This is a genomic window from Herbiconiux ginsengi (assembly GCF_900107435.1).
GTDB classification, from domain to species: domain Bacteria; phylum Actinomycetota; class Actinomycetes; order Actinomycetales; family Microbacteriaceae; genus Herbiconiux; species Herbiconiux ginsengi.
This window is the reverse complement of sequence record NZ_FNPZ01000001.1, coordinates 792,294-811,192: the sequence shown is the minus strand read 5'-3', so window position 1 is coordinate 811,192 and position 18,899 is coordinate 792,294. Positions and strand designations below refer to the sequence as shown.

Sequence of the window (18,899 nt, the reverse complement as noted above, 5' to 3'; positions counted from 1 at the left end):
GCCAGTGTGCGGTGCAGCGGGCCCTGCACGGCCGAGGTTCCCGATGAACGGGAATCTTCTCAGTGCCGGAAGCCGAGAGAACGCGCGATGTCCTGGGCGGCGCGATGCAACTCCACGACGGCGAAATCGGTCTCGGCGTCCCGGGGGAGCACGACCGAGAGCGCCGCCACCACGCGGCTGGTCTCGTCGCGCACCGGAACCGCGATGCCCGTCGAGACCTCCTCGATGTAACCCGGCGCGATGGCATGCCCGATCGCTCGCACCTCGGCGAGTTTGCGCCGCACGGCCGCGGGGTCGGAGAGCGTGGCGCGGGTGAGCGGCGCGAGCGGAGACGACAGCACGCGCTCCTGCAGATCGACGTCGCCGAAGGCGAGCAGGACGAGGCCGGAGCTCGAGGCGTGCAACGGCAGCCTGCCCGCGACCCGGGTGATGTTGGCCCCGGAGTCGGGGCTGCTCAGACGCTCGAGGAAGAGCGCCTCGTCTTGCTCCAGGATGGCCAGTTGCGTGTGCTCGCGCACTCGCGACTGCACCCGCTCCATGAACGGCATCGCCGCCTGCCGCAGGCGGAGCGCGTGCGACGACCGCGTGGCGAGCTCCCACAGTCGCATGCCGATCCGCACCCGGCGGTCCTCGTCGCGCTCCAGCAGACCGGCCTCGACCAGCTCGGTGACGATGCGATGCGCCGTGGAGCTCGGCAACCCGGAGCGACGGCCGATCTCGGTGGCCGTCTGCACGGTTCGGGTGGGGGTGAAGGTGTCCAGGATGCGCACCAGCCGGTCGGTCGCGGAGTCGCCGGTGGGGGAGTTGGCCATGACCCATCATCCCACTCCGCCGATCGGATTCCCGTTGAACGGGAGCACTGCACCACGGTCGGTTCTCATCTCGCAGCATGGAGGACAGGCCCCGTCGAAGGAGACACCGTGACAGTACCGACCGCTACGGCGCCGGAGACGCTGCTCGCCGCGCCCGATCAGGCGAGTCAGCGACAGATCACCGGCGAGATCGAGTCCCTGCACGCCGAGCTCGCGCGTCGCGAGCGCGCCGGCGAGGACCTGCCGGCCACGGTTCACGATTTCCCGCCCTACCGCTCCAGCATCCTGCGGCATCCGACGAAGAGCCCGAAGCTCGTCGACCCGGAGACCATCGAACTGCTCTCGCCCGCGTTCGGGCAGCGCGACGTGGCGGCCGTCGAATCCGACCTCACCATCCAGCATGCCGGTGAGCCGCTCGGCGAGCGGATCACGGTGCAGGGGCGACTCACCGACTCCTGGGGCCGCCCGGTGGCGAACCAGCTGATCGAGATCTGGCAGGCCAACTCGGCCGGACGCTACATCCACCAGCGCGACCAGCATCCCGCTCCCCTCGACCCCAACTTCACCGGGGCCGGACGAGCGATCACGAACGAGGCGGGTGAGTACGCCTTCACCACCATCAAGCCCGGCCCCTACCCGTGGAAGAACCACCTGAACGCCTGGCGGCCCGCGCACATCCATTTCTCGGTCTTCGGCAGTTCGTTCACGCAGCGCCTCGTGACGCAGATGTATTTCCCCGGCGATCCGCTGTTCGCGCTCGACCCGATCTTCAACACGATCTGGCGCCAGAAAGACCGCCAGAGCCTCATCGGCGTCTACGACCACGAGCTCACCGCGCCCGAGTGGGCCACCGGCTACCGTTTCGACATCGTGGTCGACGGCCCCGACGCCACCTGGTTCGAGAACGAGAGCGAGTGACCATGGCCGTTCCCCCGCGCACCCTGCGCGCGACACCCGGGCAGACCGTCGGGCCGTTCTTCGCCTACGGCGTCGGCTACGACCGGATGCACCAGGTCGCGCACCCGCACGCCCCCGGCACCGTATTGCTCGGCGGAACCGTGTACGACGGCGTGGGAGCGCCGGTGCCCGATGCCTTCGTGGAGATCTTCGGCGCGGATGCCGACGGGGTCGTGCCGCGGCGACGCGGATCGTTCCGGCGCGACGACCACACGTTCACCGGCTTCGGGCGGGCGTTCACGAACGACGACGGACACTTCGAGTTCTTCACCCGCGACCCCGGAGCGCGGCCCGGGCGTGCAGCCTTCTTCGCCGCCATCGTCTACGCCCGAGGGCTGCCCGATCGCCTCCACACCCGCATCTACCTGCCCGACGACGCCGCAGCGCTCGCCGCCGACCCGCTCCTGCGCGACCTCGCGGCCGACGACCGGGCCACCCTCGTCGCGGAACGGATGCCCGACGGCTCTCTCCGGCACGACATCCGGCTGCAGGGGGAGAAGGAAACGGTGTTCCTTGTCTTCTGACGCATTGCTGTCGCCGCTCACGGTGGGGCAGGTGGACGCGGTCTCCGAGGAGGCCGTGCTCGAAGCACTCGTGCGCGCCGAGATCGGCCTGGTGCGGGCGTGGGCCGAGGTCGGCGCCTTGAACGACGACGCCGCCGCCTCGATCGCCGTCGCCTTGGGCTGGAACGCGGGTGCCGGGCGAGCCGGCGACCACGGGATCGATGCCGCCGCGCTCGCCGAGGACAGCGTCGCAGGCGGCAACCCCGTCATCCCGCTCGTGCCTCTGCTGAAGAGGAGACTTCCGCCGGAGCAGCGGAGCTGGGTGCATCGCGGCGCCACGAGCCAGGACATCGTCGACACGGCCCTCATGCTCCTGGCACGCGCCGCCGTCGATCAGGTGCTGGCCCGCGTCGAGGCCACCGAAGCGGTGCTCGGCGCCTTCGCGCGCGAACACCGCGATCTCGTCGGCGCGGCCCGCACGCTCGGCCAGCACGCGGTGCCCACCACCGTCGGGCTGCGTGCGGCCGTGTGGCTGGCGGGACTGCGCCGCGCGAGTGCCCGGCTCCGCGGGCTCGTGCTCCCGGCCCAGCTCGGCGGCGCGGCGGGAACACGCGCCTCCTTCCATGAACTCGGCGGCGGCGACGCCGCTGCAGAGCTTCCCGCCCGCTACGCCCAGGTGTTGGGGCTCGACGACGCCGGAGCCCCGTGGCACACCACTCGCTGGCCCGTCACCGAGCTCGGTGACGCCCTCACCCAGGCGACGGATGCTCTGGGCGTGTTCGCGACCGACGTCGTGACGCTCACGCGCACGGAGATCGCCGAACTCGCGGTGAGTGACGGCGGAGGATCGTCGGCGATGCCGCAGAAGCAGAACCCCGTGCGGGCGGTGCTGATCCGCTCCGCAGCATTGCGGGCGCCCCAGCTTGCGGCCACGCTCCATCTGGCCGCAACCGATGCCGCCGACGAGCGGGCCGGGGGTGCCTGGCATACCGAGTGGCCGACCCTGCTCGACCTGCTCCGGCTCGCTCTGGGCGCCAGTGCCCACGCGGAACGGCTCGCGTCGTCGTTGCGCGTCGACAAGCAGGCCGTGAAGCGCAATCTCGCTCTGTCGCGCGGGCTGATCCTGGCCGAGCGGCTGTCGCTCGTGCTCACCCCGCTGATCGGCGGTGACCGGGTGTCGCAGCTGGTCGCCGCTGCGGCGGCGGGCGCCGATCTGGGCGAGCTCGTGCGAGCGCTCCCGGAAGCGCGCTCGCTCGACGTCGATGCGCTGCTCGATCCTGCCGCGTACATCGGCGAATCCGGTGCGATCGTCGACCGGCTCACGCGTGAGGATCCGGCATGACCGTCCCTCCCGTCGCCGTGCGTGCTCTGGGCGGGGCCGAGGGCCTCCCGCTTCTCGTGCTCGGGCCGTCCCTCGGCACGTCGAGCATCCTGTGGGAGAGCACGGCTCCCCTCCTCGCCGACCGCTTCCGGATGCTGGCCTGGGATCTGCCCGGACATGGCGCATCGGCGCCGGCAACGGAGCCGTTCGGGGTGGCGGAACTCGCCGACGCCGTCGCCGACGCCGTCGACGCTTCCTCCTTCTTCTACGCCGGCGTCTCCCTCGGCGGAGCGACCGGACTCGAGCTCCTGTTGAGGCATCCCGCCCGGGTGCGGGCCGCGGCGATCCTCGCCTCGGGAGCGCAGCTCGGCGATCCCGACGCCTGGCGTGACCGAGCCGCTCAGGTGCGGGCCGAGAGCACGTCGAGCGTGATCATCGGATCGGCGCAACGCTGGTTCGCCCCCGACTCGATGGCGCGGCATCCGGATCTCTCCGGTCGCCTGCTGCATGCCCTGCAGGACGCCGACGACGAGTCCTACGCCCTCTGCTGCGAGGCGCTCGCCCGGTTCGACGCGCGCGATCAGCTCGGCGGCGTCGAGCCGCCCGTGCTGGCGCTGTGGGGCCGACACGACACGGTGGCCCCCGAGTCGAAGGCCGATGAGGTGGCGGCAGCGGTCAGGCACGGTTCGATCGGTGTCATCGAGGGCGCCGCGCACCTTCCGCCGGCCGAGCAGCCCGAGGCGACGGCGGCCGCAGTACGGGACTTCTTCACCCGGCTCGAAAGGACCAGCCCATGACAGAGCCTCAGGACGACCTGACCGACGCCGACCGGCGGGAACAGGGGTTCCGCGTGCGCCGAGCTGTGCTCTCCGACGAGCACGTCGACCGCGCCATCCGCTCCACTACCGCGCTGACCGCCGACTGGCAGGACTTCATCACCCGCACGGCGTGGGGAGACGTGTGGTCGCGACCCGGCCTCGACCGCCGTTCGCGCTCGATCGCCGTGCTGACCTCCCTCATCGCCCACGGGCATCTCGAGGAGCTGGCGATGCACCTGCGAGCTGCCGTGCGGAACGGGCTCACCGTCGACGAGATCGGCGAGGTCATCCTCCAGTCGGCGATCTACTCCGGCGTGCCGGCCGCCAATGCCGCCTTCCGCGTCGCCGGCGAGGTCTTCGCGGCCGACGACCGCCCGCATGACCACGATAACAAGGAGTGACGATGCTCCTCGCGCGCGCTCGGGCTCCCGTCGTCGGGCGGGGAGGGCGCGCGCAGCCGGTTGTCACTACTGGGGGCCGCGCAGGGCGCGGCAGCCGTCGGTCGGCATCCGCCATCCACCGGCTCTCCTCGTGGGGAGTGTCGCCTGTACGCGTGCCCTCACCCCGCCCGGGAGACGCCGTCGGCCGCCCGCTCGAGCCAGGCGGCCGACGGGGTCTCGGGCGTCAGGCGCTGATGGTTCTCTGTTCGTCGGCTTTCGCGGAGCCGATCGCGATCTTGCGCGGCTTGGCGCGTTCGCTCACCGGCAGCACCACGCTCAGCACGCCGTTGTCGTAGCTGGCGGTGATCTTCTCCGAATCGATGCCCTCACCCACGCTGAACTGCCGGAGATAGCTGCCCGCCGGCCGTTCCTGGCTGAGCCACTTCACACCCTCCGCGGATGCGGTGGTGCGTTGAGCGCGGATGGTGAGCAACTGCCCGTCGACATCGATGTCGATCGAACCCGGGTCGGCCCCGGGGAGATCGGCCGTCAATACGTAGCGGTCGCCTTCGCGATAGAGATCCACCGGCATCAGCCGCGGCCCCGGACGGGACTGCAGCATGGTGCTCGCGAGTCGGTCGAACTCGCTGAAAGGATCAAAAGACATCGCCATAATGAATCAATCTCCTTCCGAATCATGAGAGTTGAGCGGCTTCGACTCAACTACCAATAATTTAGCACTCGGCTCAGTGGAGTGCCAACCATGACGCCTGCTTCAGGTGAACGCGTCGTGAGGCAGGAGAACGCGACGACAATGGGGGTATGCAGCAGCGCATCGGTCGGGTGACGACGGGCGACGGCACCGAGCTCGCGGTCGCCGAGATCGGCGCGGGCCGGCCCCTGCTCTACGTCTCCGGATGGCTGGGCCATCTCCAGCTGAGCGCGGAGGTGCCCGAGGAGCGGGCCTTCATCGACATGCTCGGCCGGGGCTGTCGGCTGGTGCGCTACGACCGGGCCGGATGCGGGCTCTCGGCGCCATCCGATCGCCCGCCGTCGCTGGCCTTCGAGCTCGAGCAGGTCTCGGCGGTCGCCGACACCCTCGGCTCGGAGCCCTTCGATCTGGTGGGGGCCTCGCTGGGGGCTGTGGTCGCGGTGGCGTGGGCCGCCGAGCACCCCGACCGGGTGCGGCGGCTGGTGCTCTACGGGGGCTGGGTGTCGGGTGCCGCCCTCTCGCCGCGCAGTGCCCAGGAGCACATCCTCGGACTCGTCGAATCGCACTGGGGGATCGGATCGGATGTGCTCACCGACATCTTCGCGCCCGACGCCGACGCCGCCTCCCGGCAGGCATTCGCGCGCTACCAGCGGGCCAGCTCGAGTGCTGCGACGGCCCGCGCCCTTCTGGCGATGGGCTACCAGCTCGACGTCGGTGACCTGCTCGCCCGGGTGCGCACGCCGACGCTGGTCGTGCATCGCGATCGCGACCGCGCGACCCCTCTCGCCCAGGGGACGGCTCTCGCGGAGGCGATCCAGGGCGCCCAGCTGGTGGTGCTTCCCGGGCGCTCCCACCTGCCGTCGTTCGGCGACACGGCAGCGCTCGTGGCGACGATCCGCCGTTTCCTCGGCCTGCGCGCGGCCCGGGCCTCCACCGGAGTGCTGACCGCTCGGCAGAAGGAGGTCGCCGCGCTCGTCAGCCGCGGATGCTCGAACCGCGAGATCGCCGCCCGGTTGGGCATCGACGAGCGGTCGGCGGAGGGCCACGTGGAACGCATCCGGCTGCGGCTCGGCTTCCGTTCCCGGGCTCAGATCGCGGCCTGGTACGTCGCGCAAGCGGGTCGCGCGAGTGGCGACGCCGATGCGCGACGGCGCGAACTGAGGTAGTTCCCCGCCTGACACGACCGGCCGCTCTGCCGCACGCTGGGGAGATCCACGACCCCCTGCTGGAGCGACCATGAGCGACACGACAGAAACCACCTCCACACCGAGCGGAGGCTCGGCGGCCGGATTCGAGCTGCACAGCGGCCGAGGCCCTTTCAACGCCGCGTTCTTCCGCGCGGTCGGCCCGTACCTGGAGCGGAGCCTCCGCGGGCAGAAGCGGCGGGTGTTCGCCGGGCTCCCCCGCGAGGTCGTCGAGATCGGCCCCGGGGTCGGCGCCAACCTCCGCTACCTGCCGCGGGGCGGCGTGCTGGTCGCCATCGAACCGAATCGCTACATGCACGGGCGGCTTCAGGACTCGGCGCGCGGGCACGGCGTGCGCCTCGACCTGCGGGAGCGGATGGCCGAGAGCACGGGGCTGCCCGATCACAGCGTCGACACCGTCATCTCCTCGCTCGTGCTCTGCTCCGTGGGCGATCCGGACGTCGTGCTCGCCGAGATCCGCCGCATCCTGCGACCCGGCGGAACCTTCCGCTTCGTCGAGCACGTGGCGGCCGCGGCCGGCACGCCGACCCGGCTCGCGCAACGCCTGCTGCGCCGGCCATGGGCCTGGACCTTCGAGGGCTGCTCGTGCGAACGCGACCTCGAGGGCGCCATCCGTTCCGCCGGATTCGGGCGCGTCGCGATCGAACGCTATCGCGTGCACACGCCGTTCCTCCCGTTCAACACCCAGATCGCGGGTGTCGCTCGGGTGTGAGGTGCGGCGCTTGTCGTATCGTGCACGACAGCATCTGCTGCAATGCACGACAAGCGATGTGGGTGCCCAGTTGCGGAAGGGTGTCGTCGAGTACTGCGTGCTCGGCATCCTGCGCCGGGCACCCGCCTACGGCTGGAAGATCTCCGAGCACCTGGTCGAACAGGGGCTGATCGGCAGCATCGGCACCCTCTACCCCTTGCTCGGGCGGCTGCGCGATCAACGCCTGATCGTCGCGCACGCCGACGAGTCCGACTCCGCGCGGCCGCGCAAGTACTACACGCTCACCGAGGCGGGCCGCGATCAACTCGACCAGTTCCGCCGCCAGTGGGAGCCGTTCGCGTCGGCCGTCGACCGTGTCACCGGCCCCGACTGACGAGCGGCAGGAATCACCCACCGAACCGTCTCGACGAGAGAAGAACGACATGACGCGGCGGTGCGGCGTCGCGCGACACTCACCTCGATCGGCGGCGGGGTGCTGGCGGCCGCGGCACTGCTGTTGTTCCGCACCACCGACGACGGATCGGTCGGACTCGCGATCTTCTTGGTGGTGCCGCTCATCGTCAACGTCTTCGTGGGCTCCTTCCTCCGGGCGCGGTGGGGAAGCACCCAGGCGGCCTGAGCCTCCTCGCGCGCCGAGCGGTAGTGGAAACGGCCTCTGATCCGTAGTAGAAAGAGGACTTGTGACGGGGATGACCGCAAGGAGCGCCTAGGTGAGCGGCCGTCGCGAGGCCGACGACAGTCTGGCGATCGCCCAGAGGGCGCTCGAGAGCGGGGTGGGGGTGTTCATCCGGGGCGCCCGCGGCTCGGGTCGCACCACGCTCATGCGCGCCGTGCTGGCCCGCCTCGACGAGAAGACGCGGCAGCGGGTGCGCGTCGGCGGCGCGATCGACGAACTGGACGATGATCAGGCCGAGCGCCTGGCTCGCGCCATCGCGAGCGGGTCGATGGTGCCCCTCGCCGCCGTCACCGCCCACGCCCCGCTCACTCGCCCCGTGGAAGCCCTGTGGAACGACGGCTCCGTGGTGCTCATCGATCTGCCCGAGCGCACGGCTGTCGACCTGCTGAGCATCGCCGAGAACCACCTGGGTGGCCCCTTGGACGTCGAGGCCGTCGCGCAGTTCATCCCGAGCCGCGGAGGATCGGACCTGGTCGCGTTGCTCCTCTCGCTCGACGACGCGCGTCGCGACGGGTATCTCGAACGGCCGGATCCCGGCCGGCCGTGGCGCACCGCCGCGCGCGCGTGGCAGCCGAGCGTGCACGTCCACCGCGCCCTCGTGAGTCGCGTGAGGAGGGGTGACGAGCGCTCTTCGGTCGCCGAGACCTTGACCGACGTCATCGCCCTGACCCCGGACAGTACGCAGCAGACTCTGGCGGAGATCCTGCGGTCGCTCGACGTGGAGGGTTCCGTCGAGCTCGAACTCGAAGCGCTCGAAGACGCGGGCACGGTGGAGGGGCGCGACGACGACGGAGTGCGCATCCGGTTGCGCGACGGACTGCTCGAACTCCTCCTTCCTGCGTCGCTCGGAGTCATGCGGCGGCGTCGGCTGACCACGGGCATCGTCGACGTCTTGGGCGCGGTGCCGCCGGCGAGGCTGCGGCCGGCCGAGTGCGTCACGTTCGCGAAACATTCGCTCGCCCTCGGCCGGCCGCTCGATGGCGAGGTGCTCACGCGCGCGGCCCGTGCATCCCTCCGCTCGCCCGACATCGCCCTCTCGCACCGGATCGCGACCGCCGCCGTCGAGCGAGGCGGTGGCTTCGACGCGGAGACCGCGCTGGCCGCGGCCGAGATGCAGATCGGCGACACCGAGGCGGCCCGGGCGCGGCTTCAGCGGATCGCCGTGATGGCAGAAGACGACCTCCAGCGGGGGGAGATGCTCGCGGGTCTGCTCTGGCACGCGGTCGGCCACGTCGACGACGTGCCGGATCTCCTCGCGTCGATCGTCCGTGCCGACACGGCCTGGGCATCGGCGCGGCGCGGCTTCCTGCTCTTCGCCCTGAACGACCTGGTCGGTGCCGCGCATCTCCTGCGGCCGGCGCTGGACGTGCTCGACGGCGAAGAACGCGCCCAGGCGGAGTGCGTGATCGCCGGGGCGGTGATGTTGGAGGGCCGCCTCAGCGAGGCGCGGGAGGGATTGGACTCGGCGGAGCGCATCCTGGTCGGGCTCGGAGCGGACACGTCCCGCATCCAGCACGCCCGGGCCTACCTCTGCGAGTGGGACGGTCGGGTGATGGACGGAATAGCCCTCATCAGAGCCTTCAAAGACGCGGCGGGATCGTTCGGGCAGTGGGAGGCGCAGGCGATCTGCGGGTGGACGATCGGGGGCTTGCAGATCACGGCCGGCCATGTGCCGGAGGCCATCGCGGAATTGCAGAACGCGATCGAGATCATGCGGCGGATCGGGCGCACCCGGTCGGCCCTGGTCATCCACACCGACCTCGCGACGGCTCTGGCGCACCAGGGCGACGAGGCCGCCGCCTGGGCGGCGCTCGCGCCCGCACTCGACGCATCCGTCTCCATGATCGGGCTGACCGGCAAGGTCCGGCAGGCCGAGGGCTGGATACACATCTCGTCGGGGCGCACGGAGGAGGCCGCCGAGAGCTTCCGGAGGGCGGTCGAGGAATTCGACGCCACCGGATACGTCACGGCCTCGCTCGGCATGCTGGTCGAAGCCGCTCGTGCCGGCAACGCCAGGGCCATCGTGCCGAGGATCGACGAGCTCGCCGAGCGCGTCGAGGGCGTCTACTTCTCGCTCCTCGCGCGGAACGCTCACGCCGTCGCCGATCTCGAAGACCTCGAAGCGGCCGGCTGGACCGAAGGATCGGCGGTGGCGCGGCAGCTGGCGGCAGAGTTCGACGAGATCGCCCTGGCCGCCGCCGGCATCGACATGCACATGGTCGCGGCGGAGGCGTTCGCCCGTGCCGCGCGGATCGACGCCGCGACGGGCGAGCTGCGGCGCGCGGCGGCCTCGGCGCGGTTGAGAGACGATCAGCTCGCGCTCTTCGGCATCGACCGTCTGCCGCATCTGTCGTGGCAGGAGGAGTCGCCGGAGGAGCCGTTGTCGGAGCGGGAGGCCGAGATCGCTCGGCTCGCCGCATCCGGCCTCTCCAATCGCGGCATCGCGGAGCGGCTCGTGCTCTCCGTTCGCACGGTGGAGACGCACCTCCAGCGGGTGTACAAGAAGCTCGGAATCAGGATGCGGTCAGAACTCGAGACCGCGCTGCAGCCGGCGTCGCTGCGGAACGACTGACGGCGCCGCACCGATCACGCGGGGGCCGCCGCAGCGGCGACGGCGATCGCGATCGTGCGCGGGTGGCGGAGCACCTGGAAGTGGCCTCCGCTCGGCAGCTCGATGTTCCGAGCGCCCGGCAGCACGCTGCTCTCCGGGATGATCGGGTCGAACACGCCGTAGACCGAGGTGATGCGGTCGTTCACCGCGTCTTCGGCCGCCAGTGCCGACGTGATCGGGTCGCTCGCCCGGAACGCGCGCAACGTGCGGTTCGGGGCCCACTCGGCGTAGCGACTGCCCGAGAAGGGGGTGGCGATCGCGACCATCCGCACGAGCCGGCGATCGGGATCGAGCTTCAGCATCGCGTACTTGCCGATCAGGCCGCCCTTGCTGTGGGCGGCGACGAACACGTCGTCGAGCCCGCGCTCGGTCACGAACCGGGTCACGAGTTCGGCGCTGTCGAGCACCGGACGGCGGTTGTGACCGAGATCGGTGACCACGAAGACCGGATGCCCGCGGTCGTGCAACGCCTCGACGATCGGCCGCATGAAATGCCAGGTCTCGTACACGCCGGGGATGACGACGCATGGCCGCCCCGTGCCGGAACGGTAGTCGCGCGGGTCGTCGCGCGAGGTGATACCGCCGAGGAGGAGGCCGGTCGCGGTGAGGTAGTCCCTCATCCACCATCCGGCGCGATCCCGCCAGCGGATCGTCATCGCGGTGCGCTGTACGCGTCTCGAGCGGTGAACGCCAGGATGGCGCGGGCGACGTGGTGCGTCGCGGTGTGTTGCGGCACGTGCGCGGCCTTGTCGATCTCGACCAGGCGGCCGTCGGCGGCCCGGTGGGCCAGGTCGTAGCACCAGCCGCGGCGGGCGATCGGATCGTTCTCGCCGCGCATCACGAGCACCGGGCAAGCGACCCCGGCGATGGCCTCCTCGGTGCGGTAGGCGAGGAGCGCCCGCACCTCGGCGAAGAACCAGCGCGGGCCGGTGCGCAGGTAGTCGGCCGTGACGATCGCGGCGGCCGACGGCGTCTCGAGCACGAGGTCGTGCAGCAGATCGAGGCTCTGCTGCAGTGTGGTGCGGCGGTGCGGATCGGCGACCGGTGCCACGAGCACGAGCCGTTCCACGAGACCCGGCCGCCGGCGTGCCAGCTCGACGGAGAACTGTGCTCCCATCGAATGGCCGATGAGTACCACGCGGCCGGTCTGCCGGTCGTCGAGGGCTTGTGCGACGACGCGGGCGTAGTCGGGCACCGACATCGGGCCGGCCGGCTTCGGCCGGTCGCCGAATCCGGGCAGATCGAGCGAGAGCACGGTCGCCGTGCGCGCGAGCTCGTCGTGCAGCCGGATGCTGTAGCGATGCGACATCCCGATGCCCGGAACGATCACGAACGGCGCGTCGTTGCCGTGCTCGCGGCCGGCGTGCACGACTGCCTCGGTGGCGTCAGGACGTGTCATCGTTCCAGCATCGGCCTCTCCGGCCCCCACCGCATCGGCTGAACGAGGATCGGTGGCGGATTCGCGAGTCGCGCGAACCTCGGACTACTGGCGCCCCGGAGAGTCGCGGCGGAACAAGAAGAGGTGGGCGAGGCTCAGAACCGCGCCGCCGACGGCGAGCATCACGCCCACGATGAATCCTGCCGACGTTCGGCCCGCCGTCGACCGCATCGACGAGGGGGATGTCGTGGAGTGACCCGGCCTCGGCGGTCAGGGTCAGGAACGTGCGTGTCGGCCAGCAGCCGCAGTCGTGTCCCTCATCCGACCGGCTCAGTGCTTGAACGCGTCTTTGACGTTCTCGCCGGCTCGAAACCGCCGATCGCGGTACTTGGCCGTGTGCTCCGGTCGCCGAAAACGGCCACCCCCGTTCGGCAACCTCCAGTGCGGGGTTCGCGGCGTGGTGCGGCCGGGCGCCGCTCAGGCCTGGGTCTCGGCAGCGGTCGAGGCATCCGTGCCCGCCGACGACGACACTGATGACGACGACCGCTCGCTGCGCTGCGTCGCCGCCCAGGTCGCGAGCAGGTTCAGCGCGTCCGCCGACGGTGTTCCCGGCTCGGCGCTGTAGGTGAGCAGGGTCAGCCCCGGGTCGGCGGTCAGGTCGAACCCCTCGTAGGCGAGTTCGAGCTCTCCGACGACCGGATGGTGGAACACCTTGGTGCCGCTCCGGTGGAACTGCACATCGTGCGCCGCCCACAGCATGCGGAACAGCTCGCTGCGCGTCGACAACTCGCCGATCAGGTCGGTGAGCCCGCGGTCGTAGGGGTCGCGCCCCGCCTCGGCCCGCAGGACGGCGACCGTGTCGCGGGTCACCCGCTCCCAGTCGCCCCAGAAGGAGGGCGCGTTCGGGTCGAGGAAGATGTAGCGCGCGTGGTTCACCGGCCGCTCCGGGCTCTCGTTGAGCGGGGCGTAGAGCGCACTGCCGAGCGCGTTCTCGGCCAGCACGTCGAATCGCCCGTTGCGGATGAACGCGGGCGCTTCGGTGATGGCGTCGAGGATGCGCTGGATGCTCGGCCGCACGTGCGGCTGCGGCTTGCGTCGCGCGCGCATCGGCCCGGCGCTCGCGGCTCTCGCCAGATCGAACAGGTGCGCTCGCTCGGCCTCGTCGAGCGAGAGGGCTCGCGCCACGCCTTCGAGCACGTTCTCGGAGACTCCGGCGAGATTGCCGCGCTCGAGTCGCGTGTAGTACTCGGGGCTCACTCCGGCGAGCATCGCCACCTCGGTGCGGCGGAGGCCCGGCACCCGGCGCGTGCCGCCGAAGGTCGGCAGCCCCGCCTGCTCGGGCGTGATCCGCGCGCGGCGCGACCCGAGGAACTCGCGCACGTCCTGCTGATTGGTCACCGCACCACGGTACGCCCGTGGCCCGGGCGCAGGGAGGTACTGCCGTTAACCGTCACGACAGTGTCTCCCAGCATCCTTCTCGACACGGTTGAATGGATGTCGATGCTTACTGTGAACGCCTACGCCGCGCCCTCTGCCACCGAACCCCTCATCCGCACCACCATCCAGCGCCGCGACCTCGGTCCGAAGGACGTGCTGATCGAGATCGCCTACGCCGGGATCTGCCACTCCGACATCCACACGGTGCGTGGCGACTGGGGGCCTCAGCAGTACCCTCTGACCGTCGGCCACGAGATCGTGGGCTTCGTCACCGAGGTCGGCTCCGAGGTCGCCGGCCACGAGGTCGGCGACCGCGTGGGCGTGGGCTGCATGGTGAACTCCTGCCGGGAGTGCGTGAACTGTCTCGCCGGCCAGGAGCAGTACTGCCTGAAGGGCAACACCGGAACCTACGGCTCGGTCGACCGCGACGGCACCATCACGCAGGGCGGCTACTCCACCCACGTGGTGGTCGATGAGGACTTCGTGCTGCGGGTGCCCGAGAACATCCCCTTCGAGGCCGCCGCGCCGCTGCTGTGCGCCGGCATCACCACCTACTCGCCGCTCGCCCACTGGAACGCAGGCCCCGGCAAGAAGGTCGCCGTCGTCGGCCTCGGCGGCCTGGGCCACATGGCCGTGAAGATCGCCCACGCGATGGGGGCCGAGGTCACCGTGCTCTCGCAGACGCTCAGCAAGAAGGACGACGGCCTGCGCCTCGGCGCCGACCACTACTTCGCCACCAGCGACCCGGCCACCTTCGAGCAGCTCGCGAACAACTTCGACCTCATCATCAACACGGTGAGCGCGGTCATCGACCTCGACGCCTATCTCTCGCTGCTCGCCCTCGACGGCACCCTGGTGAACGTCGGCGCGCCGCCCGAGGCGCTGCCGATCCACGTCTTCACGCTGTTCGGCAACCGTCGCTCGTTCGCCGGATCGGGCATCGGCAGCATCGGCGAGACCCAGGAGATGCTCGACTTCTGCGCCGAGCACGGCATCGCCCCCGAGACCGAGCTCATCGGCGCCGACGACATCAACGCGGCCTATGAGCGCGTGCTGGCCTCCGACGTGCGCTACCGCTTCGTGATCGACATCACCACCCTGCGCTGAGCCCCTTCGGGGGACCGCGGGGTAGCGCAAAAGAGACCTGAAGGCCTGCTGGGTAGCCCAAACCGGCTACCCCGCATCGCGCCTCAGGCCCACTCGCGCGCGGCGCGCTCCGCCCAGTACCGCTCGGGCGGCTCAGCGAGGGTCCCGAGCTGCTCCTCGGAGACGGCCGGGGCCTTCGCGGCGAGGTTCTCGCGCAACTGCTTGCGAGTGACGGCCCCGCTCAACACGATGTCGGCCCACGGATGCGCCACCGCGGCGCCGATGGCGAGGCCCTCGAGCGGCTGCTCGTCGCGCGCGGCGAGAGCGGCGGCATCGGGTTCGCCTCCGCTTTCCGTACCCTCCGTGCTCAGCCGGCCGTTGGCCAGCACCTCTTTCACCACGACGAGCCAGCGCGCGTCGTTGGCCCGCTCGAGGGCAGGAGCGGCCGACTGCTCGAGCAGGTTCCAGGTGCTCTGCACGGCCGAGAACGGGGAGTCGCGCAGGGCGAGCGCGGCGTCGATCACGGCGCCCTGCTCGGGGCCGCTGGTGGAGAATCCGATGCGCACCCCGCCGGCCGCGAGCTCGCGCAGGCGGTCGAGCAGCGCCTGGTCGCCGAGCACCGGGCTGTCGGGGGTGAGCGAGTGCACGAGGTAGACGTCGGGCACCGTGCCGAGCGCCTCCTGCGTTTCGGGCCACTGCCGGTCGAGCATCGCGAGACTGTGCTCCTTGCGCTCGTGCACCGGAGCATCCATCCGCCAGTCCCCGACGTAGGCGTAACCCCATTTCGAGCCGATGGTGAGTTCGTCGCGGCGACCCGGATGCGCGGCGAGCCAGGATCCGAGGAACTGCTCGGCCAGGCCGTACGAGCGTGCCGCGTCCACATACCGGATGCCGAGCCACCAGGCGGCGTCGAGCAGCGCGTGGGCGCGCTCGCGCAGGGCGTCGACGCTGCGCTCCTCGCCCGCCCCGAGGTCACCGTCGCGGCCCACCGTGATGTATGCGGGGCGGCCGACCGCCGCGAGTCCCAGCCCCAGCCGCGAGGCCAGATCGCTCGCGCCTTCGTCGTGGTGTTCCTGTGCGTCGCTCACGCTTCCGACTGTATCGCCGTCGCCCTCGGGCCGCCCAGGCATCCGAACGGAGCGGCTGGCACCAGCCGTCTCAAACCTCCGGACCGAGACTCCCGCCCGAGGGGTCGCCGGCGGCCGCGCCCTTGAGTTCGACGAGGATGGTGTGCGTCGGCGTGGAGCCGGTGTTCTCGCCCGAGTGTCTCTGCGCGGGCAGCCACACGGCCTGCCCCGCGGGGAGCTCCGTGGTGAACTCCCGCCCGCCGGCCGAGAGGGTCCGGGCGAACGCGCTGAGAGTCACCATCACGCTGTTCGGATGCTCGTGCGGCGTCGTGCTGTCGCCGGCCTCGTCGCGGTATTCGAGCACGCGCACGAATTCGTTCTCCCAGAGGGTGCGGTAGTGCTCGGGGTTCGTCTGCACGGGGTCGTCGGTGACCATGGCGTGACTGTACGCCCGGTGGCCCGTCCCTGGCTAGGGGTGGAATCGCTCCCGCGGGGCAGGCGACGGGTGAGAGCTGCCGGCGACACGCAGCGCGGTTTCACCCGGGTCGGCGCTCCGACGCCCGCGATCGGCCGTTTTCGAGAAGTCGCGTCATGAATCGGCCAAGGCTGCGTCTCTTCGGGTGAGAGGCGCGGCACGGCGTGTACCCCATCCCCCCACCCGACGCGCTGCGCCTCTCCGCGAGCTGACGAGCGAGCGAACCGACGAGATTCGATGATGGCGATGGGCGGCGATGGTGAACACCCGAGATCAGAACCCCGAGAACACCCCGTGCGACCCCGAGCCCGAACGCGAACCCGAGCCCTGGCTCGAGGCGAGCACCGGGGCGGGAACGGGGGCGAGCGGGAGCTCCCGCGGCGGCACCACCTCCACGCGGGTGTTCGCGGCGAGCCCGCTGCGGTTGCTGCCCTCGGCGCTGGCGGGTCTCTTCCGCGATGAACGCGAGACCATCACGCGGCTCGAGATCAGCGATGTCTGGGTCTACGCCACGATGGGCTGGCACCAGACCTTCCTCTGGCACCGCGGGCAGGTGCGCTTCACAGTGTCGCCGGAGCGCCGCACCATCACGGTCGAGAGCTTCGGTGAATCCGTCCGGCTCTCCTGCCCGTATTTCTCCCGCGCGCTCATGGCGGAGTTGCAGGAGCGGCTGACCGACCGGTTCTGACGACCGATCGACGTGCCGCATCCGTCCGGCAGACCGGGCCCGATGGCCTGCCGGACGGATCGCGTCAGTTCTGCGCCGGCAGCTTCTTCACGCTGTCGAACAGGAACTTGTAGGTGAAACCGGCGATCAGCGCACCCACGATCGGGAACACGATGAACACCCAGAGCTGCGCGAGCCAGTCGCCGCCGCCATAGATCGCGGTGGCGATCGAGCGCGCCGGGTTGAGCGAGGCGTTGTCGATCGGGATGGTCACGAGCAGCATGATGGTGAGCGTCAGGCCGATGGCGATGGGGGCGAAGCCGTGCACCGCGCGCACGTGGGTGACGCTCAGGATCACCAGCAGGAACACGAAGGTGATGATGATCTCGGCCGCGATGGCGGAGCCGAGGCCGAAGCCGCCGGGGGAGTGCTCGCCGAATCCGTTGGACACGAATCCGCCGGCGACGGCCTTGTCGAGGAAGCCGTCGGGGCCGCCCGACGCGAGCGCGAAGACCGCGGTGGCGCCGAGGATGCCGCCCACGAGCTGGGCCACGATGTAGCCGATCGTGTCCTTCCAGGCGAAGCGGCCGCCGGCGGCGAGGCCGAGCGTCACCGCCGGGTTGAAGTGGCCGCCCGAGATGGGGCCGAAGGCGTAGGCGCCGATCATCACGGTGAGGCCGAGCGTGAGCGCCACACCGAGGAAGCCGATACCGAGCGGGTTGGAGTCGCCGCCGAAGACGGCCGAGAAGGTCGCGGCGCCGACCAGGGCGAACACTAGCAGGAAGGTTCCCGCGACCTCGGCGATCAGTTTCGCGGCGAGGGAGGGCTCTGTGGGCTCGGGGGCAGCAGGATATGACATTGGTTCCATCCGATTCTTCGACGGTGAAAGAGGGCGACTCGAAGCCGCCGGGGCGCGGCTCGAACGGCCGGTTGTCTCCGACCCTATCGGCTGGGCGTTTGCTGAGCATGTCAGATGTCGACGTGTGTCGCCGACGGATGCCGCCGGCTCAGCGGCCGAGCGCCACCACGACGAGCACAGCCGTGCCCGCGAGAAGGGTCGTGCCCGACGCGGCCTGCACCATGCGGTTGCGCGATAGGCGCTCCCAGCGGGACTCGAGCTCGGGGCGGTGGAATCGGCCGCGCCTCGGAGGCTTCGCGGGCTTGCGGCTGCGGGCGCCCCCGGTCCGGGGTGCCTTGTCCTGCGGCGCTTGGGCCCGGGGCACCTCGGCCACCAGACGTGCCGAGGCCGACGACTCCTGCGAGTCCAGGCGCGCCGTGGTCACGTCGAGCTCCCAGAGGAGGTCGTCGAGTGTCGGCTCGTCGGCGTGGGTGTCGCATGGAGTCCTCGTTCGTCATGATGTGGCGCTTGTCGAGAGTAGGCGAGCTGCGTGCGGGCCGCGATGGGGAGGTCTCCCCATCGGCGGTCGCAGCGGTGCGGGAGGCCCGTGCGGCGCATCCGACGCGGTGATCAGGCGAGCTCGGAGGCGTAGGCCGTGAGCGATCGGCGATACCGGGTGAGGTGGCCGGAGAGTGCGGTGAGCGCCACCGCGAGCGCCTCCCGCTCGCGGCCGGCATCCGCCAGTGCGAGGGCGAGGAAGCCGGTCACCGCGTCGTCCAGCTCGTCGGACGGCTGGCGGCTCTCCGCAGCCAGCAGCTCGACGCTCTCCTCCGCGTGGCCGAGGGCGCGCAACGAGCTGGCGAGCTGGATGGTGGCCTGCCGGCGACGCGAAGGGTCGAGCGCTGCGGCATCCGGACCCGTTGCGAGGGCGGCTCGGTAGAGCGGTATCGCCTCGGCGGTGCGCCCCGTCGAATCGCGGGCACCGGCCCGTTCGAAGGCCGCGACGGTGCTGTCGTCGGGCAATTCTGCAGCCAGTTCGTCGACGGCCGCTACGAAGGCCTGCTCGTCGAACTCGTCGAAGCGTTCCCAGAGCCGTTCGACGCGGGTCGCCCATTCGGGGGTGATCGGTTCCATCCGACCAGTGTCGCATCCGGATCACGGGCCGGCCGCGCCCTCCCCCGACCCCACCCGCAACAGCGCGGCGAACCAGTCGCGACTCGCCTCGAGCGAGAGTCATGGGCGCA

The 18,899-nt window shown here is 70.9% G+C and carries 22 protein-coding genes; 12 read left to right on the top strand and 10 right to left on the bottom strand.

Features of this window, described 5'->3' with window-relative positions; genetic code table 11:
* Positions 1-59 precede the first annotated feature (59 nt).
* Positions 60-812 carry an IclR family transcriptional regulator gene (locus tag BLW00_RS03960; protein ID WP_092549473.1) on the bottom strand — a complete coding sequence of 251 codons (753 nt, stop codon included), beginning with the start codon at positions 810-812 and terminating at the stop codon, positions 60-62.
* A 108-nt stretch (positions 813-920) separates the two neighbouring features.
* Here BLW00_RS03960 and pcaH point away from each other — a divergent pair, with 108 nt between their 5' ends.
* Genes pcaH through pcaC form a run of 5 tightly spaced genes read left to right on the top strand, consistent with a single transcriptional unit; the run spans position 921 to position 4,812 of the window.
* Positions 921-1,730, top strand: coding sequence for a protocatechuate 3,4-dioxygenase subunit beta (pcaH, locus tag BLW00_RS03955; RefSeq protein WP_092549469.1), 810 nt, complete (start codon positions 921-923; stop codon positions 1,728-1,730).
* A 2-nt stretch (positions 1,731-1,732) separates the two neighbouring features.
* Entirely contained in the window at positions 1,733-2,293 is a 561-nt protein-coding gene (gene pcaG, locus BLW00_RS03950) for a protocatechuate 3,4-dioxygenase subunit alpha (protein WP_092549466.1), read from the top strand.
* The gene (locus BLW00_RS03945; protein ID WP_092549463.1) at positions 2,283-3,614 is read left to right on the top strand and encodes a lyase family protein; all 1,332 of its coding nucleotides are present in this window, start codon (positions 2,283-2,285) and stop codon (positions 3,612-3,614) included. The genes pcaG and BLW00_RS03945 overlap by 11 nt, the downstream gene beginning before the upstream one ends.
* Positions 3,611-4,390, top strand: coding sequence for an alpha/beta fold hydrolase (locus BLW00_RS03940; RefSeq protein ID WP_092549460.1), 780 nt, complete (start codon positions 3,611-3,613; stop codon positions 4,388-4,390). The genes BLW00_RS03945 and BLW00_RS03940 overlap by 4 nt, the downstream gene beginning before the upstream one ends.
* Positions 4,387-4,812 carry a 4-carboxymuconolactone decarboxylase gene (pcaC, locus tag BLW00_RS03935; protein ID WP_092549457.1) on the top strand — a complete coding sequence of 142 codons (426 nt, stop codon included), beginning with the start codon at positions 4,387-4,389 and terminating at the stop codon, positions 4,810-4,812. The genes BLW00_RS03940 and pcaC overlap by 4 nt, the downstream gene beginning before the upstream one ends.
* A 223-nt stretch (positions 4,813-5,035) precedes the next feature.
* Here pcaC and BLW00_RS03930 read toward each other — a convergent pair whose 3' ends face one another.
* Positions 5,036-5,464, bottom strand: coding sequence for an Hsp20/alpha crystallin family protein (locus BLW00_RS03930; RefSeq protein WP_092549454.1), 429 nt, complete (start codon positions 5,462-5,464; stop codon positions 5,036-5,038).
* A 149-nt stretch (positions 5,465-5,613) separates the two neighbouring features.
* Between BLW00_RS03930 and BLW00_RS03925 the strand changes: the two genes are divergently transcribed.
* The 5 genes from BLW00_RS03925 (at position 5,614) to BLW00_RS03905 (ending at position 10,668) form a co-directional block, all read left to right on the top strand.
* Entirely contained in the window at positions 5,614-6,669 is a 1,056-nt protein-coding gene (locus tag BLW00_RS03925; protein WP_092549451.1) for an alpha/beta fold hydrolase, read from the top strand.
* Positions 6,670-6,739: 70 nt separating this feature from the next.
* The gene (locus tag BLW00_RS03920; protein WP_092549448.1) at positions 6,740-7,420 is read left to right on the top strand and encodes a class I SAM-dependent methyltransferase; all 681 of its coding nucleotides are present in this window, start codon (positions 6,740-6,742) and stop codon (positions 7,418-7,420) included.
* Between the two features lie 10 nt (positions 7,421-7,430).
* Positions 7,431-7,793, top strand: a complete 363-nt coding sequence (locus tag BLW00_RS03915; RefSeq protein WP_245741255.1) for a PadR family transcriptional regulator — start codon at positions 7,431-7,433, stop codon at positions 7,791-7,793.
* Between the two features lie 60 nt (positions 7,794-7,853).
* Positions 7,854-8,039, top strand: a complete 186-nt coding sequence (locus tag BLW00_RS03910; RefSeq protein ID WP_092549445.1) for a hypothetical protein — start codon at positions 7,854-7,856, stop codon at positions 8,037-8,039.
* A gap of 91 nt (positions 8,040-8,130) precedes the next feature.
* Positions 8,131-10,668 (top strand): LuxR family transcriptional regulator, encoded by a 2,538-nt coding sequence (locus BLW00_RS03905; protein ID WP_092549441.1) that lies wholly within the window; start codon positions 8,131-8,133, stop codon positions 10,666-10,668.
* Between the two features lie 14 nt (positions 10,669-10,682).
* Here BLW00_RS03905 and BLW00_RS03900 read toward each other — a convergent pair whose 3' ends face one another.
* From BLW00_RS03900 to BLW00_RS03890, 3 genes are all read right to left on the bottom strand, one after another.
* Complete coding sequence (locus BLW00_RS03900) at positions 10,683-11,363, bottom strand: hypothetical protein (protein ID WP_092549438.1); 681 nt, start codon at positions 11,361-11,363, stop codon at positions 10,683-10,685.
* A complete protein-coding gene (locus BLW00_RS03895) occupies positions 11,360-12,106 on the bottom strand; it encodes an alpha/beta fold hydrolase (protein ID WP_139256612.1) in 747 nt (248 codons plus the stop codon). The genes BLW00_RS03900 and BLW00_RS03895 overlap by 4 nt, the downstream gene beginning before the upstream one ends.
* 456 nt (positions 12,107-12,562) lie before the next feature.
* A complete protein-coding gene (locus BLW00_RS03890; protein WP_092549433.1) occupies positions 12,563-13,483 on the bottom strand; it encodes a helix-turn-helix transcriptional regulator in 921 nt (306 codons plus the stop codon).
* Between the two features lie 102 nt (positions 13,484-13,585).
* On the opposite strand from BLW00_RS03890, the gene BLW00_RS03885 reads away from it, so the two are divergent.
* On the top strand, positions 13,586-14,629 hold the full coding sequence (locus BLW00_RS03885) for an NAD(P)-dependent alcohol dehydrogenase (protein ID WP_092551930.1): 1,044 nt from the start codon (positions 13,586-13,588) through the stop codon (positions 14,627-14,629).
* A gap of 83 nt (positions 14,630-14,712) precedes the next feature.
* Here the strand turns inward: BLW00_RS03885 and BLW00_RS03880 are convergent, their stop codons facing one another.
* Together BLW00_RS03880 and BLW00_RS03875 are read right to left on the bottom strand one after the other, a co-directional pair.
* A complete protein-coding gene (locus BLW00_RS03880) occupies positions 14,713-15,696 on the bottom strand; it encodes an aldo/keto reductase (protein WP_245741254.1) in 984 nt (327 codons plus the stop codon).
* Positions 15,697-15,766: 70 nt separating this feature from the next.
* Positions 15,767-16,111: a cupin domain-containing protein gene (locus tag BLW00_RS03875; protein WP_092549427.1), complete on the bottom strand. Its 345-nt coding sequence runs from the start codon at positions 16,109-16,111 to the stop codon at positions 15,767-15,769.
* A gap of 295 nt (positions 16,112-16,406) precedes the next feature.
* On the opposite strand from BLW00_RS03875, the gene BLW00_RS03870 reads away from it, so the two are divergent.
* Entirely contained in the window at positions 16,407-16,838 is a 432-nt protein-coding gene (locus BLW00_RS03870; protein WP_092549424.1) for a hypothetical protein, read from the top strand.
* Between the two features lie 64 nt (positions 16,839-16,902).
* Here BLW00_RS03870 and aqpZ read toward each other — a convergent pair whose 3' ends face one another.
* The 3 genes from aqpZ to BLW00_RS03855 all read right to left on the bottom strand — a co-directional run bounded on the left by aqpZ (position 16,903) and on the right by BLW00_RS03855 (position 18,789).
* A complete protein-coding gene (aqpZ, locus tag BLW00_RS03865; protein WP_407650944.1) occupies positions 16,903-17,685 on the bottom strand; it encodes an aquaporin Z in 783 nt (260 codons plus the stop codon).
* Positions 17,686-17,824: 139 nt separating this feature from the next.
* Positions 17,825-18,100, bottom strand: coding sequence for a hypothetical protein (locus tag BLW00_RS03860; RefSeq protein ID WP_092549418.1), 276 nt, complete (start codon positions 18,098-18,100; stop codon positions 17,825-17,827).
* Positions 18,101-18,285: 185 nt separating this feature from the next.
* Complete coding sequence (locus BLW00_RS03855) at positions 18,286-18,789, bottom strand: tetratricopeptide repeat protein (protein WP_092549415.1); 504 nt, start codon at positions 18,787-18,789, stop codon at positions 18,286-18,288.
* Positions 18,790-18,899: the final 110 nt, after the last annotated feature.

Excerpts from the sequence above, each read along its gene's own strand:
- BLW00_RS03960 (WP_092549473.1), bottom strand. The coding sequence starts at position 812 with ATGGCCAACTCCCCCACCGGCGACTCCGCGACCGACCGGCTGGTGCGC.
- pcaG (WP_092549466.1), top strand. The coding sequence starts at position 1,733 with ATGGCCGTTCCCCCGCGCACCCTGCGCGCGACACCCGGGCAGACCGTC.
- BLW00_RS03940 (WP_092549460.1), top strand. The coding sequence starts at position 3,611 with ATGACCGTCCCTCCCGTCGCCGTGCGTGCTCTGGGCGGGGCCGAGGGC.
- pcaC (WP_092549457.1), top strand. The coding sequence starts at position 4,387 with ATGACAGAGCCTCAGGACGACCTGACCGACGCCGACCGGCGGGAACAG.
- BLW00_RS03930 (WP_092549454.1), bottom strand. The coding sequence starts at position 5,464 with ATGGCGATGTCTTTTGATCCTTTCAGCGAGTTCGACCGACTCGCGAGC.
- BLW00_RS03925 (WP_092549451.1), top strand. The coding sequence starts at position 5,614 with ATGCAGCAGCGCATCGGTCGGGTGACGACGGGCGACGGCACCGAGCTC.
- BLW00_RS03920 (WP_092549448.1), top strand. The coding sequence starts at position 6,740 with ATGAGCGACACGACAGAAACCACCTCCACACCGAGCGGAGGCTCGGCG.
- BLW00_RS03900 (WP_092549438.1), bottom strand. The coding sequence starts at position 11,363 with ATGACGATCCGCTGGCGGGATCGCGCCGGATGGTGGATGAGGGACTAC.
- BLW00_RS03895 (WP_139256612.1), bottom strand. The coding sequence starts at position 12,106 with ATGACACGTCCTGACGCCACCGAGGCAGTCGTGCACGCCGGCCGCGAG.
- BLW00_RS03885 (WP_092551930.1), top strand. The coding sequence starts at position 13,586 with ATGCTTACTGTGAACGCCTACGCCGCGCCCTCTGCCACCGAACCCCTC.
- BLW00_RS03875 (WP_092549427.1), bottom strand. The coding sequence starts at position 16,111 with ATGGTCACCGACGACCCCGTGCAGACGAACCCCGAGCACTACCGCACC.
- BLW00_RS03870 (WP_092549424.1), top strand. The coding sequence starts at position 16,407 with ATGGTGAACACCCGAGATCAGAACCCCGAGAACACCCCGTGCGACCCC.
- aqpZ (WP_407650944.1), bottom strand. The coding sequence starts at position 17,685 with ATGGAACCAATGTCATATCCTGCTGCCCCCGAGCCCACAGAGCCCTCC.
- BLW00_RS03855 (WP_092549415.1), bottom strand. The coding sequence starts at position 18,789 with ATGGAACCGATCACCCCCGAATGGGCGACCCGCGTCGAACGGCTCTGG.